This is a genomic window from Spirillospora sp. CA-108201 (genome assembly GCF_050936235.1).
Classification (GTDB): Bacteria; Actinomycetota; Actinomycetes; order Streptosporangiales; family Streptosporangiaceae; genus Spirillospora.
In genome coordinates, this window is sequence record NZ_JBNJNE010000001.1 from 2104417 (window position 1) to 2119654 (window position 15238).

4 protein-coding genes are annotated in these 15238 nt (G+C 74.7%); 3 read left to right on the plus strand and 1 reads right to left on the minus strand.

The genetic code is table 11. The annotated features are described in order from the left end of the window. Positions 1-105 precede the first annotated feature (105 nt). Positions 106-12153: an amino acid adenylation domain-containing protein gene (locus ACQEU6_RS10415; protein ID WP_499331027.1), complete on the minus strand. Its 12048-nt coding sequence runs from the start codon at positions 12151-12153 to the stop codon at positions 106-108. 86 nt (positions 12154-12239) lie between these two features. Between ACQEU6_RS10415 and ACQEU6_RS10420 the strand changes: the two genes are divergently transcribed. The 3 genes from ACQEU6_RS10420 to ACQEU6_RS10430 all read left to right on the plus strand — a co-directional run bounded on the left by ACQEU6_RS10420 (position 12240) and on the right by ACQEU6_RS10430 (position 15165). Next, a complete protein-coding gene (locus ACQEU6_RS10420) occupies positions 12240-13550 on the plus strand; it encodes a salicylate synthase (RefSeq protein WP_499331028.1) in 1311 nt (436 codons plus the stop codon). Positions 13551-14073: 523 nt separating this feature from the next. After that, a complete protein-coding gene (locus ACQEU6_RS10425) occupies positions 14074-14388 on the plus strand; it encodes a hypothetical protein (protein WP_499331030.1) in 315 nt (104 codons plus the stop codon). A gap of 174 nt (positions 14389-14562) precedes the next feature. Continuing rightward, on the plus strand, positions 14563-15165 hold the full coding sequence (locus ACQEU6_RS10430) for a 3'-5' exonuclease (protein WP_499331031.1): 603 nt from the start codon (positions 14563-14565) through the stop codon (positions 15163-15165). The last annotated feature ends 73 nt before the right edge of the window (positions 15166-15238 follow it).

Here is a 15238-nt window from a genome sequence, read left to right on the forward strand (position 1 = left end):
GGCGGACCTTCCATGGTTGGGGGTGGAAAAGCCGGAGCAGTGTTGATCAGGGATATTAGGTTAGGCTTGCCTAACTAGGCAATGGCCGGGCGGGTATGAGCCGCCTCACTCCCGGTGGGCGGGCACGAGGCGGGCGAGCAGGCCCGCCACGGTGGGCGCCGCCATCAGCGTCGCGATCTTCAGGTCCGCGCAGCCGGGCTCCCGCCGGGCGCGCCGCACCAGCTTCATCGCGAGCAGCGAGTGCCCGCCGAGGTCGAAGAAGTCGTCGTCCGGGCCGACCTCGGGGACGCCGAGCTCCTCGGCGAAGATCCGGCACAGGGCCGCCTCCCGTTCGTCGTCCCGGCGCGCCGCCCGCGGCGCCGCCTCCGCGGTCACGGCGCGGGCGGTCAGGACGGACGGCAGCGCGCCGACCCTGACGCCGGGGTCGTCGGCGACGGCCGCGAGCAGCGCGACCAGGCCGTCGGCCAGGGCGGCGACCGTGGCGCGGTCGAACAGGTCGGCGGAGTAGTCGACGATGAGCCGGAGCCCCTCCGGGCCCTCCCGGAAGATGAAGTCGAGGTCGAACTTCGCCGAGCCCGGCCCGAACAGCGCCTCCCGCTGCTCCAGGCCGGGGAACCGCACGTCGCCGGTGCCCTGGTTCTCGTAGCCGACCATCACCTGGAACAGCGGGTTGCGTCCCGGCACGCGGCGCGGGCGCAGCGCCTCGACGACCGCCTCGAACGGCAGGTCCTGGTGGGCGAGGCCGCCGAGGTCGGCCTCCCGGACGCGGGCGAGCAGCTCGGCGAACGCCGGGTCGCCGGACACGTCGGCGCGCAGGACGAGCGTGTTCACGAAGAACCCGACGAGGTCCCGCGCGGCCTCCTCGGTGCGTCCCGCGACCGGGCTGCCGAGGGGGATGTCGTCGCCCGCGCCCGTGCGGTGCAGCAGTGCGGCGACGGCGGCCTGGCAGACCATGAACATGCTGGCGTTCGCGTCCCGCGCGACGCGTCCCAGCCGGCCGGTGAGACCGGGCGGCAGGTCGGCGGTGAGGGTGCCGCCGCGCTGCCCGACGGTGCCGGGGCGCGGCCGGTCCACCGGCAGCGGGATCTCCTCGGGCAGGTCCGCGAGCGCCCGCGCCCAGTGGTCGAGCTGCCGGGCGTGGACGCTGCCGGGGTCGGCCGGATCGCCGAGCAGCTCCCGCTGCCACAGGGCGTGGTCGGCGTACTGGACGGGCGGCGGCTCCCAGGCGGGCTCCTTGCCGTCCAGCCGCGCCGCGTACGCCTCCGCCACGTCGCGGGCGAACGGCCCGAACGACCACTCGTCGAACGCGATGTGGTGGAAGACGGCGAGCAGCAGGTGCTCGCGCTCGCCCTCCGGGAAGACCGCGACCCGCAGGGGGATCTGCTCGGCGAGGTCGAACGGCCTGGCGATGACGTCCTCGGGCGCGCAGGTCGCCGTCTCCAGGACGGGCCGCGCCTCGTCCGGGCCGAGGATCCGCTGGTAGGGGACGCCCTCGTGCTCGGTGAAGACCGTCCGGAGGCTCTCGTGCCGGGCGGTGACGTCGCCGATCGCCGCCTCCAGGGCCGCGAGGTCGAGGTCGCCCCGCAGGCGGACCGCGAGCGGCAGGTGGTAGGCGTCGCGCGGCCCGTCGTCCTCGCGGAGCAGCTGGTCGAGCATCCACAGCCGACGCTGCGCGGACGACAGCGGCACGCGCTCGGGCCGTTCGGCCGGTTCCAGGACGGGCCGGGGCCGCGCCTCGGCGGCGCCGTGCAGGCGCCCGGCCAGTTCGGCGACGGTCGGCGCCTCGAACAGGTCGCGGATGGCCAGCTCGGCGCCGAGCACCGCCCGCGCCCGGCCGACGAGCCTCGTGGCGAGCAGCGAGTGGCCGCCGAGGTCGAAGAAGTCGTCGTCGATCCCGGCGCCGGGCGCGTCCAGGACCTCGGCGAACAGCGTGCACAGCAGGCGCTCGACGGGGGTGCGCGGAGCCCGCCCCGAGCGGCGCGGGCCGTCCTGCCCGGGATCGGGGAGGGCGCGCCGGTCGAGCTTGCCGTTCACCGTGAGCGGCAGCGCGTCCAGCGTCATGATCGCGCTCGGCACCATGTAGCCGGGCAGGCGCGCCTTGAGGCTCTCGCGGACCCGCGCGGCCAGCACGCCGTGGTCGCGCGCGGCGACCGGATCGTTCGCGTACGAGGCGGGCGCGCGTCCGGGCCCGGCCGGCGGGCAGGCCGCTCCCCCGCCGAACACGGCGTCGTAGCGGCCGGGCCGGTCGGACGGTGTGAGCACGACATCCGGGAACATCTCGTGCAGGGTCTCGGGCTCGATCCCCTCCGGGGGCGAGGCCAGCGCGGCCCTCGCCTCGTCCGGCGAACGCCCCTCGCGCAGCGCCCGCAGCGCCGCGACCTCGCCGGACGACCTCGGGTCCGGGATGCCCCGGACCCGCAGCGGTCCCGCGGGCCTGGTCCCGAGGTCGTCGAGTGCGGTCCAGTCGACGGCCGGGGTGGGCGGGGCCGGGGCGGCGTCCTTGCGCAGGACGACGTCGTACCGGTGGCGGGTCAGCTCGTTGCGGCGGGTGCCTCGTTTGACGAGGACGTCCACGCGGGCGGGGACGTCCAGCGCGGCGAAGAAGGACGGGTCGAGGAGGAGTTCCTTCTCCAGCCGGACGGCGCGCTCGATCAGCTCCGGATCGCCCGCGCCGCGTCCGAGCTGGACCGCGGCGTGCAGGCAGCGGACCGTGCGCAGGTCGCGGACGTCCCCGACGAACAGCGCGCCGCCCGGGGCGAGCAGGCGCATCGCCTTGGCGATGACGTCCTCCAGGTAGGCGGCGCCCGGGAAGTACTGCACCACCGAGTTGATCACGATGGTGTCGAAGTGGCCCTCGGGCAGGCCGCCGGTGTCGTGGGCGGGGCGGCAGCTGAGGCGGACGGGCGAGCCGGGGCCCACGGCCCGCCAGTCCCGGGGCGCGGGCTCCACCGCGTTCCCGCCGAGGTCCCCGCCGAGGTCCCCGCCGAGGTCCGCGCGGAGCTTGACGATGACCGGCTCGGAGAAGTCGCTCCCCCAGTACTCCTCGCTGCCGGGCGCGAGGCGGGTGAGGAGGAGGCCCGCGCCGACGCCGATCTCCAGGACGCGGCGGGGGCCGAGCGCGCGGATGCGCTCGACGGTGGTCTCCCGCCACTCGCGCATGTCGTCCAGCGGGATGGGGGCGCCGTCGTAGCTGCTGTCCCAGCCCGCGAACTCCTCGGCGTGGACGACCGTGCCGACCTCGGTGTACTCGGTGTCGTAGATCTGCCGCCACTCGGCGAGCCGCTCCTCGGCGGCGCCGTCGCGGGAGCCGTCCGGGACGACGTAGCCGACGAGGCGCCTCACGCCGGGGACGCCGGTCTCGGCGGCGACGACGGCGGCCTGCCCGACGCCGGGCTCGGCGGCGAGCGCCGTCTCGATCTCCTCCAGCTCGACCCGGTAGCCGCGGATCTTCACCTGGTCGTCGGTGCGGCCGAGGAAGTCGATGTTGCCGTCGTCGCGGACGCGCACGAGGTCGCCCGTCCGGTACATGCGGGATCCGGGCGGTCCCGACGGGTCGGCGACGAAGCGCTCGGCGGTCAGGTCGGCGCGGCCGAGGTAGCCGCGCGCCAGCCCGGCGCCCGCGATGTACAGCTCGCCGGGCGCGCCGGGCGGGACGGGGCGCAGCCAGGCGTCCAAAACGTATCCGCGGGTGTTCCAGATCGGCTTGCCGACGGTGGGGGTGGCGCTGTCCTCGGTGCCGCCGCCGAGCGTGTTGATCGTGTACTCGGTCGGGCCGTAGAGGTTGTAGCCGAGGACGCCGCCGGCGCGCGCGAGCCGCTCCCACACGTTCGTCGGGACGGCCTCCCCGCCGAGGAGGACGAGGGGCGGCCGGTGCCCGCCGTCCAGGAGCCCCTCTTCGAGGAGCTGCTGGGCGTAGGTCGGCGTCACGTTGATGACGTCGATCTCGTGCCGCCGCAGGTAGGCCGTGAGGGCCTGGGCGTCGCGGCGGAGGTCCTCGTCGCAGACGTGCACCTCGTGGCCCTCGATGAGCCAGAGCAGCTCCTCCCACGACATGTCGAAGGAGAAGGAGACGGTGTGGGCGATGCGGAGGCGGCGCCCCGCCGAGGCGACCACCGGGTCGAAGATGTTGGCGCGGTGGTTGAACTGCATGTTCGTGAGGCCCCGGTAGGGCGTCACCACGCCCTTGGGCCGCCCGGTGGAGCCCGACGTGTAGATGACGTAGGCGGGGTGGTCGAGCCTGCCGGGCGTGCCGGGCGCGAACCCGGGGACTTCGGCGGGCGCGAGGTCGTCGGCGGGCTGCGCGGCGAGGGCCTGCGCGGTCGCCGGGTCGTCCAGCGCGAGAGTGGCCCCGGCATGGGTCAGGCCGTCCGCGATGTCGCCGTGCGACACCAGGCAGACCGGCGCCGCGTCCTGGAGCATGTAGTCGAGCCGGTCGGCCGGGTAGTCGAGCTCCAGCGGCAGGTAGGCGGCGCCCGTGCGCAGGACGGCGAACAGCGCGACGACCATCTGCGCCGAGCGCGGCAAGGCGAGCGCGACGACCTTCTCCGGGCCCGCCCCGTGGGCGAGCAGGAGCCGCGCGAGCCGGTTGACCTCGGCGTTCAGCTCGCCGTAGGTGAGGCGGACGTCCGGGAGCGAGACGAGCGCGGGGTCGCCGGGCCGTTCGGCCGCGCGCTCGGCGAGCAGCTCCGCGACCGTCAGCTCGGGCACGGGATGCCGCGCCTCGTCCCAGTCGCGCCGGAGCCGGTCGTGCTCCTGCGGGACGAGCAGGTCGAGGGCGTGGCACGGGGATCCGGGCGCCTCGGCGAGCCGCCGCAGGACCTGGACGTAGCGGTCGGTGACGCGCTCGGCCTCGGCCCCGGTGAACGCGTCGCCCCGGTACATGACGCGCAGTCCGGCGTCCGGCTCGACGACCATGGTCATCGGGTAGTGCGTGGCGTCGCGGACCCCGCGCCCGAGGACCCGCAGGCCGCCGTCCGGGCCGAAGGCGCGGTCGGTCGGCATGCCCGGGAAGTTCTGGAAGACGAACAGCGTGTCGAACAGGGTGCCGAGCCCGGTCGCGCGCTGGACGTCGGCGAGCGCGACGAAGGAGTGGTCGAACAGGTCCGACTGCGCGGCCTGGACCCGGTCGAGGACCGTGGCGAGGGCGTCCGCCGGGCCCGCCTGCACGCGGACGGGGACGGTGTTGAACAGCAGGCCGACCATCTCCTCGACGCCGTCGACGTCGGGGTGGCGTCCGGAGACCGAGGCGCCGAACACGACGTCGTCGCGCCCGGTCAGACCCATCAGGACCAGGCCCCACGCGGTCTGGAAGAGGGTCCCGGGCGTGACGCCCCGGTACCGCGCGACCTCGTCCAGGCGCTCGGCGAGCCCGCCGGGCAGCACGCGGTGCACCTCGCCGGCGCCCGCGAGGTCGGCGGGCGCGTCGACCAGGCCCGGCCTGACGAGGGCGGGCTCGTCGAAGCCGTCGAGCGCGCGCCGCCAGGCGTCCGACGCGGCGGCCCTGTCGCGGCCGTTCACCCAGTCGAGGAACGCGCGGAAGGGCGGGACGGCGCGGCGGGCCTCGGCGCCGGCGTCGGTGTAGGCGCCGAGCAGCGAGGTGACGAGCAGCCCGCCGGACCAGCCGTCCAGCAGGATCAGCTCGGAGGTGAGGACGAGCCGGTGGTCGTCCTCGGCCAGGCGGGCGAGGGCGAACCGGATCAGCGGCGGCGCGCCGGGGTCGAACGGCTCGGCGCGCTGGGCGTCGACGAACGCCTCCAGGTCCCGCGGGGCCACGTCGGCGTGCGCCCACGGCGTCGCGAAGTCGTCCGGGACGAACTGGACCGCGCGGTCGCCGTCGGTCCGGAACCCGGCGCGGAGGTTGGGGAACTTCTCCAGCGTGGCGCGCACCGCCCGCGCCATCCGCTCGGGGTCGACCGGGCCGGACAGCGTCACCACGGCCTGCTGCACGTAGATGTCGCGGTCCTCGCCGGCCAGCATCAGGTGGTAGAGCAGGCCTTCCTGGAGCGGCGAGAGCGGAAGCTCGCCGGCGGGGTCCGCCGCCTGGGCGGTCTCCGTCTCTTCGGAGGGCGCCGCGGCCCTGGCGAGGGCCTCGACGGTCCGCAGCCGGAAGACGTCCCGGACGGTGAACGACAGGCCGGCGCGGCGGGCGCGGGCGACGAGGAGCGCCGCGCTGATGCTGTCGCCTCCAGTGCGGAAGAAGTCGTCGTCGGCCGCCACGGGGTCGCGGCCGAGGACGCTCGCGGCGAGGCGGGCGAGGACGCGTTCGGGCTCGGTCGACGGGGCCCGCCCGCCGGACGGGCGTCCGGGCTCGGGGAGGGCGCGCCGGTCGACCTTCCCGTTCGGGTTGAGGGGGAGCTCGTCCAGGACGACCAGCTCGGCGGGGACGAGGTAGTCGGGCAGCAGGGCGCGCAGCGCGGCGTCGAGCGCCTCCGGCTCGACGCCGCCCGCGACGTAGCCGACGAGGCGGGATCCGCGCGCGGCGACGGCGGCGCGCCGCACCCCGGGCTGGGCGGCGAGCGCGGACTCGACCTCCCCCGGCTCGATCCGGAAGCCGCGGATCTTGATCTGGTCGTCGGCGCGGCCGAGGAAGTCCAGCCCGCCGTCCGGGCGGCGCCGGACGCGGTCCCCGGTGCGGTAGAGGCGGGAGCCGGGCGGGCCGAACGGGTTCGCGACGAAGCGCTCGGCGGTGCGGGCGGGCTCGCCGAGGTATCCGCGCGCCAGGCCGTCGCCCGCGAGGTACAGTTCGCCGACGGGGACCTCGCGGAGCGCGGCGTCCAGGACGTGGGCGCGGGTGTTGGCGATGGGCCGCAGCCCGCCCGCCTCGGCGACGAGGCTGTCCCCGGCGGCCTCCGAGCACCCGTACAGGTCGACCAGCCGCGCCGGCACCTGGTCGGCGAGCGCGCCGGGCAGCGCCTCCCCGCTGCTGATCCACGTGGTCACCGAGGACGGCAGGCCGTTGTCCGCGAGCGCCGCCAGCAGGCTCGGGACGAGCGTGACGAGCCCGATGCCGTGGCGGTCGACGAAGTCGGCGAGCGCGACGGCGTCGGCCGCCGTCTCGTCGTCGGCGATGACGACCGTGTCGCCCGCGACGAGGCCGCCGAGCAGTTCTGTCGTGCCGTCGATGAACGCGGGCGAGCTCTTGGCGGCGCGGATCCCGGGCGCGGCGAGGCCGGCGCCCCAGGCGAGCCGGTTGGCGAGGGCGCGCTGGGTGCCGGCGACGGCCTTGGGCGTCCCGGTCGAGCCGGAGGTGAACACGACGTAGGACGTGTGGTCGGGGCGGACGTCCGGGCGTTCGCGGCGGGGCGCGGCCGGCGGCGGCTCGTCGCGTCCGAGGACCAGCAGCGGCCGGACGGCGTCGAGCATCGCGGCGACGCGGGCGGGCGGATACGCCAGGTCGATCGGCAGGTAGGCGGCGCCCGTCTTGAGCACCGCGAGCAGCGCGACGGCGAACTCCTCCGAGCGGGGCAGCGCGATCGCCACGACCTGCTCGGGGCCCGCCCCGGCGGCGGCGAGGCGGTCGGCGAGGGCCTCGGCCCGGCGGTCGAGGCCGGCATAGGTGAGGGCGGTGTCGCCGAACACCACGGCGGTCCTGTGCGGGGTGCGCGCCACCTGCGCCTCGACGAGCCCGGCGACCGTCCGGGCGGGGAACTCCTGCGCGGTGTCGGGATGCTCGACGGGCGCGCCGAGCGAGGACAGCCGCCGCCCGGGATCGGCGGTGACCTGGTCGAGCAGCGCGCCCAGGTCGTCCATCAGCCGCTCGACGGTCGAGGCGTCGAACAGGTCGGCGGCGAACGCGGCGAACCCCTCGACCTCGTCGTCGCCTTCCGCGAAGTACAGGTCGAGGTCGAACTTCACGCCGCCGGTCTCCGGCAGGAACGGCTCCGCGCGCACCCCGGGCAGCGCGAGACGCACGTCGTCCAGCCGCTGATGGACGATCATCACCTGGAACAGCGGGCTGCGGGCGAGGGAGCGTTCGGGGGCGAGACGGTCCACGACCCGCTCGAACGGGACGTCGGCGCGGGAGAACGCGACGAGGTCGGCGGCCCGGACCCGCCGCAGCAGCTCGGCGAACGTCGGGTCGCCGGACAGGTCGGTGCGCAGCACGAGCGGGTTGACGAACACGCCGACGAGGTCGGCGAGGTCCTCGTCGGCGCGTCCCGCGATCGGGGAGCCGAGCGCGATGTCGTCGCCCGCGCCGGACCGCTGGAGCAGCGCGGCGACGGCGGCGTGCAGCACCATGAACACGCTGGCGCCGGTGTCGCGGGCCAGCCGCCGCGCCCCCTCCGCCGGAATCCGGAACGGCACCAGCCCGCCGCGGCGGCTCGCCTCGGCCGGGCGGGGCCGGTCGAAGGGCAGCACGGTCTCCTCGGGCAGCCCGGCGAGCGTCTCCTCCCAGAAGTCGAGCTGGGGCGCCGTGCCGGGGGCCGCTTCGCGCTGCCAGGCCGCGTAGTCGGAGTACTGGACGGGCAGCGCGTCCCAGCCGGGGGCCCGTCCGTCCTGCCGGGCCTCGTAGGCGCGGGCGAGGTCGGCCAGCAGCGGCGTGAACGACCATTCGTCGGCGGCGGCGTGGTGCAGGAGGAGGATCAGCGACCGGTCGGCGTCGCCGGTCCGGACGAGGGTGCCGCGGACGGGGAGGTCGCGCCCGATGTCGAAGACGTGCGCGGTGGCGTCCGTCTCGATCGCCGCGCGCCCCTCCGGCGTCTCGTCCCGCGCGTCGACGACGGCGAGGCGCACGGGGACGTCCGGGTCGAGGACGCGCTGGACGGGCAGGCCGTCCGGTCCCTCGACGAGCAGCGTGCGCAGCGCCTCGTGGCGGGCGACGACATCGGCGAACGCCTGGTCGAGCGCGTCCTCGTCGACCGGGCCGCGCAGGCGGATCCCGAGCGGCAGCGAGTAGGAGGCGGACGGGCCGCGCAGCCGCTCCTCCAGCCAGAGGCCGCGCTGCGCGGCCGACGCCGGCACGACCTCGGGCCGCGCGACGTCGCGGACGCGGACGGCGCCGGTCGCGACGAGGCGGGGCGCGAGCGCGGCGACGGTCGGCGCCTCGAACACGTCCGCGATGGACGGCTCCGCGCCGAGGACGGTGCGGGCCCGGGCCGCGAGGCGCGCCGCCAGCAGCGAGTGCCCGCCGAGCGCGAAGAAGTCGTCGTCGACGCCGACGCCCTCGACGCCGAGCAGCTCGGCGAAGATCGCGCAGAGGGCGGCCTCGCGGGCGTCGCGCGGCGCCCGTCCCGACACCTCGGCCTCCGGCGCGGGCAGCGCGGCGCGGTCGAGCTTGCCGTTGACCGTCCGGGGCAACCCGTCAAGGGCGACGAGGGCGGACGGCACCATGTACTCGGGCAGCGCGCCGGCGAGCGCGTCGCGCAGGGCCGCCTCGTCCAGGCCCGCGGCGGGGACGTAGTAGCCGACCAGACGGGGATCGCCGGGACGGTCCTCACGGACGACGACCGCGGCCTGCGCGACGCCGGGCTGCGCGGCGAGCACGGCCTGCGCCTCGGCGGGCTCGATCCGGAACCCGCGGATCTTGACCTGGTCGTCGGTGCGGCCGAGATACTCCAGGGCCCCGTCGCGGGCCCTCCGCGCGAGGTCGCCCGTCCGGTACATGCGGGATCCGGGCGGGCCGGACGGGTCGGCGACGAAGCGTTCCGCGGTGAGGTCGGGGCGTCCGACGTAGCCGCGGGCGAGCTGCGCGCCCGCCAGGTACAGCTCGCCCGGGACGCCGGGCGGGACCGGGCGGAGGGCCGCGTCCAGGATGTGGGCGCGGGTGTTCCAGAAGGGGGCGCCGATGCCGTCCGCGGGCAGGTCCGCGGACGTCGCCCAGATCGTCGCCTCGGTCGGCCCGTACATGTTGGTGGCGAGCGTCGCCGACGCCGCGAGCGACGCGGCGAGCGCCGCCGGGAGCGCCTCACCGCCGACCAGGACGCGCAGGCCCGTCAACGCCTCCGGATCGAGCGTGCCGAGCAGCGACGGGGTCCCCTGGACGATCGTCGCGTCCGCCAGGAGCCTGGCGAGGGCCACCGGGTCGCGGACGGTCTCGCGGCCGGCGAGGACGACCGTCGCGCCGCTGATCAGCGGGACGAACAGCTCCAGGGCGGCGATGTCGAACGCGACGGTCGTGACGGCGACGAGCCGGTCGCCGGCGCCGATGCCCAGCTGCGCACGGGTGCCGAGCAGGAAGTTCGCGAGCGCGCCGTGCGGGATCGCCACGCCCTTGGGGCGGCCGGTGGAGCCGGAGGTGTAGATGACGTAGGCGAGGTCGTCCTGGCGCGGGGGCGCGGTGCGGGTGCTCCCGGCCTCGCGGAGGGGGTGGTCGACGACGAGGACGGCCGTGCCCTCGGGGAGCAGCGGCGCGGTGTCGCGGGTGACGATCGCGCAGAGCGGCCCGGCGTCGTCGAGCATGTAGGCGAGCCGGTCGGCGGGGTGGTCGAGGTCCAGCGGCAGGTAGGCGGCGCCCGCCTTCAGGACGCCGAGGAGGGCGGCGACGAGGTCGGGCGTGCGCGGCAGCGCGAGCGCGACGACGCTCTCCGGCCCGGCGCCCCGGGCGCGCAACTCGGCGGCGAGGGCGGACGCCCGCTCCTCCAGCTCGGCATAGGTGAGAGCGGAGTCGCCGGCCTCGATCGCCGTGGCGCCGGGGGTCCGGGCCGCCTGCTCCTCGAACAGCGCGACGACATCGGTCGCCGGCAGGGCGCGGCCGGTGGCGTTCGCCTCGCCGATCAGGGCGCGCTCGTCCGCGCTCATGACCTCCAGCGCGCCGACGGGCCGGTCGGGGTCGGCCAGCGCGTCGCTCAGCAGCGTCTCCAGATGGGCGAGCAGCGCGTCGATGCGCTCGTCGTCGAACAGCTCGCGCCGGAACGTCGCCTCGACCGTCATCCCCTGCGGCCGGACGAACGCCTCCAGCGAGAGGTCGAAGTGCGTGGTGCCGTTGTGGACGTGCGTCCAGCTCGACGCGACGCCGGGCAGGTCCAGCTCGCCGATCTCCTGGGCGAGGAACAGCAGCATCGTGTCGAAGAACGCCGAGCGCCCCCGTCCGCGCGCGGGCCGCAGTTCCTGGACGAGCCGGTCGTACGGGAGCGCCTGGTGCGCGAAGGCCTCGGTGACCGTGCGGCCGGCCCGGCGCAGCGCCTCCCGGAACGTCGGCGCCCCGGACAGGTCGGTGCGCAGCACGAGCGTGTTGCCGAAGTTCCCGACGAGCCGCTCCACCTCGGCGTGCTCGCGGTTCATCACCGACGACCCGATCGCCACGTCGTCCGAGCCGGTGTAGCGGTGCAGCAGGACCGCGTACGCGGCCGTCATCACCGTGTACGGGGTGAGGTTCTCCTCGGCGGCGAGCTTGCGCATCCCCTCGGTGACGGCGTCGTCGAAGCGGCGCGCCCGCCGTCCCCCGCGCTCGGACACGACCGCGCCGCGCGGACGGTCCGCGGGCAGGTCGAGCGAGGCGGGAGGCGGATCGAGGCGCCGGCGCCAGTAGGCGAGATCGTCCTCGGAGACGGGCCGCCGCTGCTCCCACTCGGCGTAGTCGGCGTACTGGACGTCCAGCGAGGGCAGCCCGTCGGGGGCGCCGGCGACGGCCGCGCGGTAGAGCGCGGACAGGTCGCGTGAGAGCGAACCCCAGGTCATGCCGTCCCAGGCGATGTGATGCACGACGAGCACCAGCGCGTGCTCGTCTTCACCGAGCCGGAGCAGTTCCAGCCGGATCGGCCGCTGCGCCCGAAGGTCGAACGGGAGCGCGGCCAGCTCCGCCGCGCGCGCGTCGGCATCCGCGCACCGGACCGGGGTCAGGTCGAGGTCGTCGTCGTCGGTGACGATCTGCAGGGCCTGCTGCTCGGGGCCGTCCGCGTAGACGGTGCGGAGGACGGCGTGCCGCCGGATCAGCCCGCGCAGCGCCTCGCCGAGCGCCGCGGCGTCGAGCGGGCCGGACATGCGGACGAGCAGGCAGACGTTGTAGGCGGGGCTCTCCGGGAAGGCGCGGTGGTGCAGCCACATGCTCTGCTGCGCGTAGGACAGGGGGGCCGGTCCGTCCGATCCCCGGGGGGCGAGCCGGGCGGTGTCGGCGCCCAGCCCGGCCTCGGCCATCATCCGCCGCGTCAGTTCGCGCCGCCGCGCCGCCGTCGTCGTCTGCTCCACGCTCAACTCTTTCGTCGTCGGCTTCGCCACCGCGGGTTAGGTTAGCCTTGCCTATAAAAAACATGCAAGGTTAGCCTTACCTAAGTTTGACCTTCCGGCCGCGAAAGGGAGCTGCCTTGTCCACTGGTCCGCGCACCGATGCCCACCCCGTCGAGCTGGTCGTCGAGCATTCCTCGGCGCCCCTCGCCCTCATGGCCCGCCTGGCCGGATCGGGCCTGTTCGGCGACTACGTCGTCTACGAGCGTCCCGGCTCCTGGACGTTCGCGGGAGGCATGCTCGCCGAGGTCGTCCTCGACGCCGACGCCGTCCGCGCCCATTGGCCCGGCCAGGCCCCGGTCACCCGTCCGTGGACCGGACGTCCCGCCGACGTCCTCCGCGACACGTTCGCCGCCGCACCCCTGCCCACCTGGAACGCCTACGGCTGGATCGCGTTCGAGTTCGCCGCGGCTCGTCCCTCGGGGCGGCTGGCGCACCTGATCGTGCCCCGCACCGAGGTACGGGCCGAGAACGGCGGGGTCACCGTCACCGGTGTGGACGAAGCGGACATCGAGCAGGTCGTCAAGCTCCTGGCCAAGCCGGACGGCCACCCCGTCGGCGAGCCCTCGCCCGTCGACGTCAACGTCGGCGGCGCCCCCTACCGCGAGCGCGTCGCCAAGGCCGTGGCCGAGATCCACGCGGACCGCTACCAGAAGGTCATCGTGTCGCGCCGCCTGGACGTCCCCTATCCGGTCGACGTCGTCTCGACCTACGTCCGGGGACGCGAGGCCAACACCCCGGCCCGCTCGTTCCTGCTCGACCTGGGCGGCTTCCAGGCCACCGGGTTCAGCCCCGAGGTGCTCGCGAGCGTCGACGCCGCGGGACACGTCATGACCCAGCCCCTCGCCGGCACCCGCGCCTTCGGCCTCGGCGCCGACACCGACGCCCGCACCCGCCACGACCTGGAGACGGACCCCAAGGAGATCTACGAGCACGCCGTCTCCGTCCGCACGTCGCAGGAGGAGCTCTACCGGGTCTGCGACCAGGAGAGCGTCCGCGTCACCGGCTTCATGACGGTGAAGGAGCGCGGGAGCGTCCAGCACCTGGGCTCCAGCGTCAGCGGCGCCCTCTCCCCCGGCCGCACCGCGTGGGACGCCCTGGACGCCCTCTTCCCCGGCGTCACCGCGTCCGGCATCCCGAAGCCCGAGGCGATCGAGGCCATCACCCGCCTGGAGGACCACCGCGGCCTGTACTCGGGAGCCGTCGTCGCCGCCTCCCATGACGGCGCGCTGGACTCCGCCCTCGTCCTCCGCGCCCTCTACGCCGAGGACGGCCGGGCGTGGCTGCGCGCCGGCGCGGGCATCGTCAGCGCCTCGACCCCGGACCGCGAATACGAGGAGACCTGCGAGAAGCTCTCCAGCATCGCGCCGCACGTCGTCCCGCAGACCTGAGCCGGCTGCGGGCAGGAACCCGCCATGCCGGAACCTCCCGACGTCGAAGGCTTCCGCCGGGTGCTCGCCGAGCACACCGGCGAGCCGTTCGAGGAACCGCACCACCACGGGAAGTGGCCGCCGGCCCCGGCGCAGGGCCCGGTCGCCCTGGACCTCACCAGCGACGCGCGGCGTCCTCCGCGACTCCGTCGAGGCCGAACGCGTCCCGCCCCGCAGAACCTGGCCGACCGGAGCCCGAGACACCCCGGCCGCCGTCTGCCCCCACTGCGGCCCCCCTCTGGAAAGTCGCCGCGTCTCCGGCAGCAGAACGGTCTGGTGCCCCGACGTGCCAACCGGACGGGGCATGGCGACGCGGCATCGGTGAAAGCCGCGATCCTCGCCCACCTACCGCTTGCCACCGGAGTCGCGGTGCGGACGGTGACTACCAATGCGCGCGAGTACCGGTGCGCGCTTCACGCAAATCAGAGGCATACACACTGAGGAGCTCGGTATGCGAGTTACCAGGGAATACGAGCCTGTGAAAATGGGGGATCGCCCCGTCATCATCTCCGGTGGACTCGTCGACGTGCGCATCATCGGCGAGGAGCGCGAGGACGTGGCCGTCACTCTCGACGGCCCCATCTGGGCGCTCGGAATGCCCCGCAGGTGCATGCGCGGCTATGACGAGATGGTCCTCGTGGCCTGCGGCTGGTGGAACGCCCTTCTCCCCTGGGGAAAGACGATCACCGTCCGCGTCCCGCGAGACGCCAAGGTCGAGGTGCGCATCGCCCGCCGGGTCTACACCGAAGGCGATCTGGAGACGCCCCCTCACATCGGCGACGCGATCGAAGTCAAGTAGGAGACGGAGAAGGCCTCTCGGGGCCGACTCCATCTGCATCGCCGGAAGCTTTCTACAGCAGGTGACGTCGTCACCTGCCGCAACCAAGGGCCCTGGTACCCACCAGGACCCCTCACCCGGAGGGCCCGGCACAGCCGGGCCCTCCTCTTCCTGAAAAGGTCGAAGGGATCATCGATGAGTAAGCGCGAGGTGTACATCTCGGTTGATGTGGAGGCGGATGGGCCTATTCCGGGGCCTTACTCCATGCTGAGTTTTGGTATGAGCGCGTGCGGGAGCTTTGGCGGGGGCGAGTTCGAGGCGGCTGATCCGGCTGCGAGGACGTTCTATGCGGAGTTGAAGCCGATCAGTGAGGACTACGTTCCGGAGGCGTTGGCGGTCAGTGGGTTGGACCGCGATCGGCTGGCCGTCGAGGGGCGCGAACCTGGTGAGGCGATGGACGCGGCCGTTGACTGGGTGAAAGGCGTGGCGGCCGCGGCGGGTGCCTCACCCGTGCTGGTGGCCTATCCGCTCGGCTTCGACTGGATGTTCCTGTACTGGTACTGGACGCGGTTCGCCGAGGCCGGGTCTCCGTTCGGGCACTCCCGGCACCTGGATCTCAAGAGCGTGTACGCCACCAAGGCCGGGACTTCGGTCGTCAGCTCGACCAAGCGCCAGATGCCTGCCGAGCTGCTGTCCGATCGACCGCACACGCACAACGCGCTGGACGACGCGATCGAGCAGGCGGAACTCTTTCAGAACCTGGTCCGCTGGCAGGGCATCCGCTCCGACCAAGCGTGAGTGCATCCGCTGGAGCCGGTATCTTCTCGCGAACATCTCGCCTCGCCCCTCAGCCGATCGGACGTCGCCACCG

What these genes read in the sequence shown, in the direction of transcription:
- ACQEU6_RS10425 (WP_499331030.1), top strand. Translation starts at nt 14,074, where the DNA reads ATGGGGGATCGCCCCGTCATCATCTCCGGTGGACTCGTCGACGTGCGC.
- ACQEU6_RS10430 (WP_499331031.1), top strand. Translation starts at nt 14,563, where the DNA reads ATGAGTAAGCGCGAGGTGTACATCTCGGTTGATGTGGAGGCGGATGGG.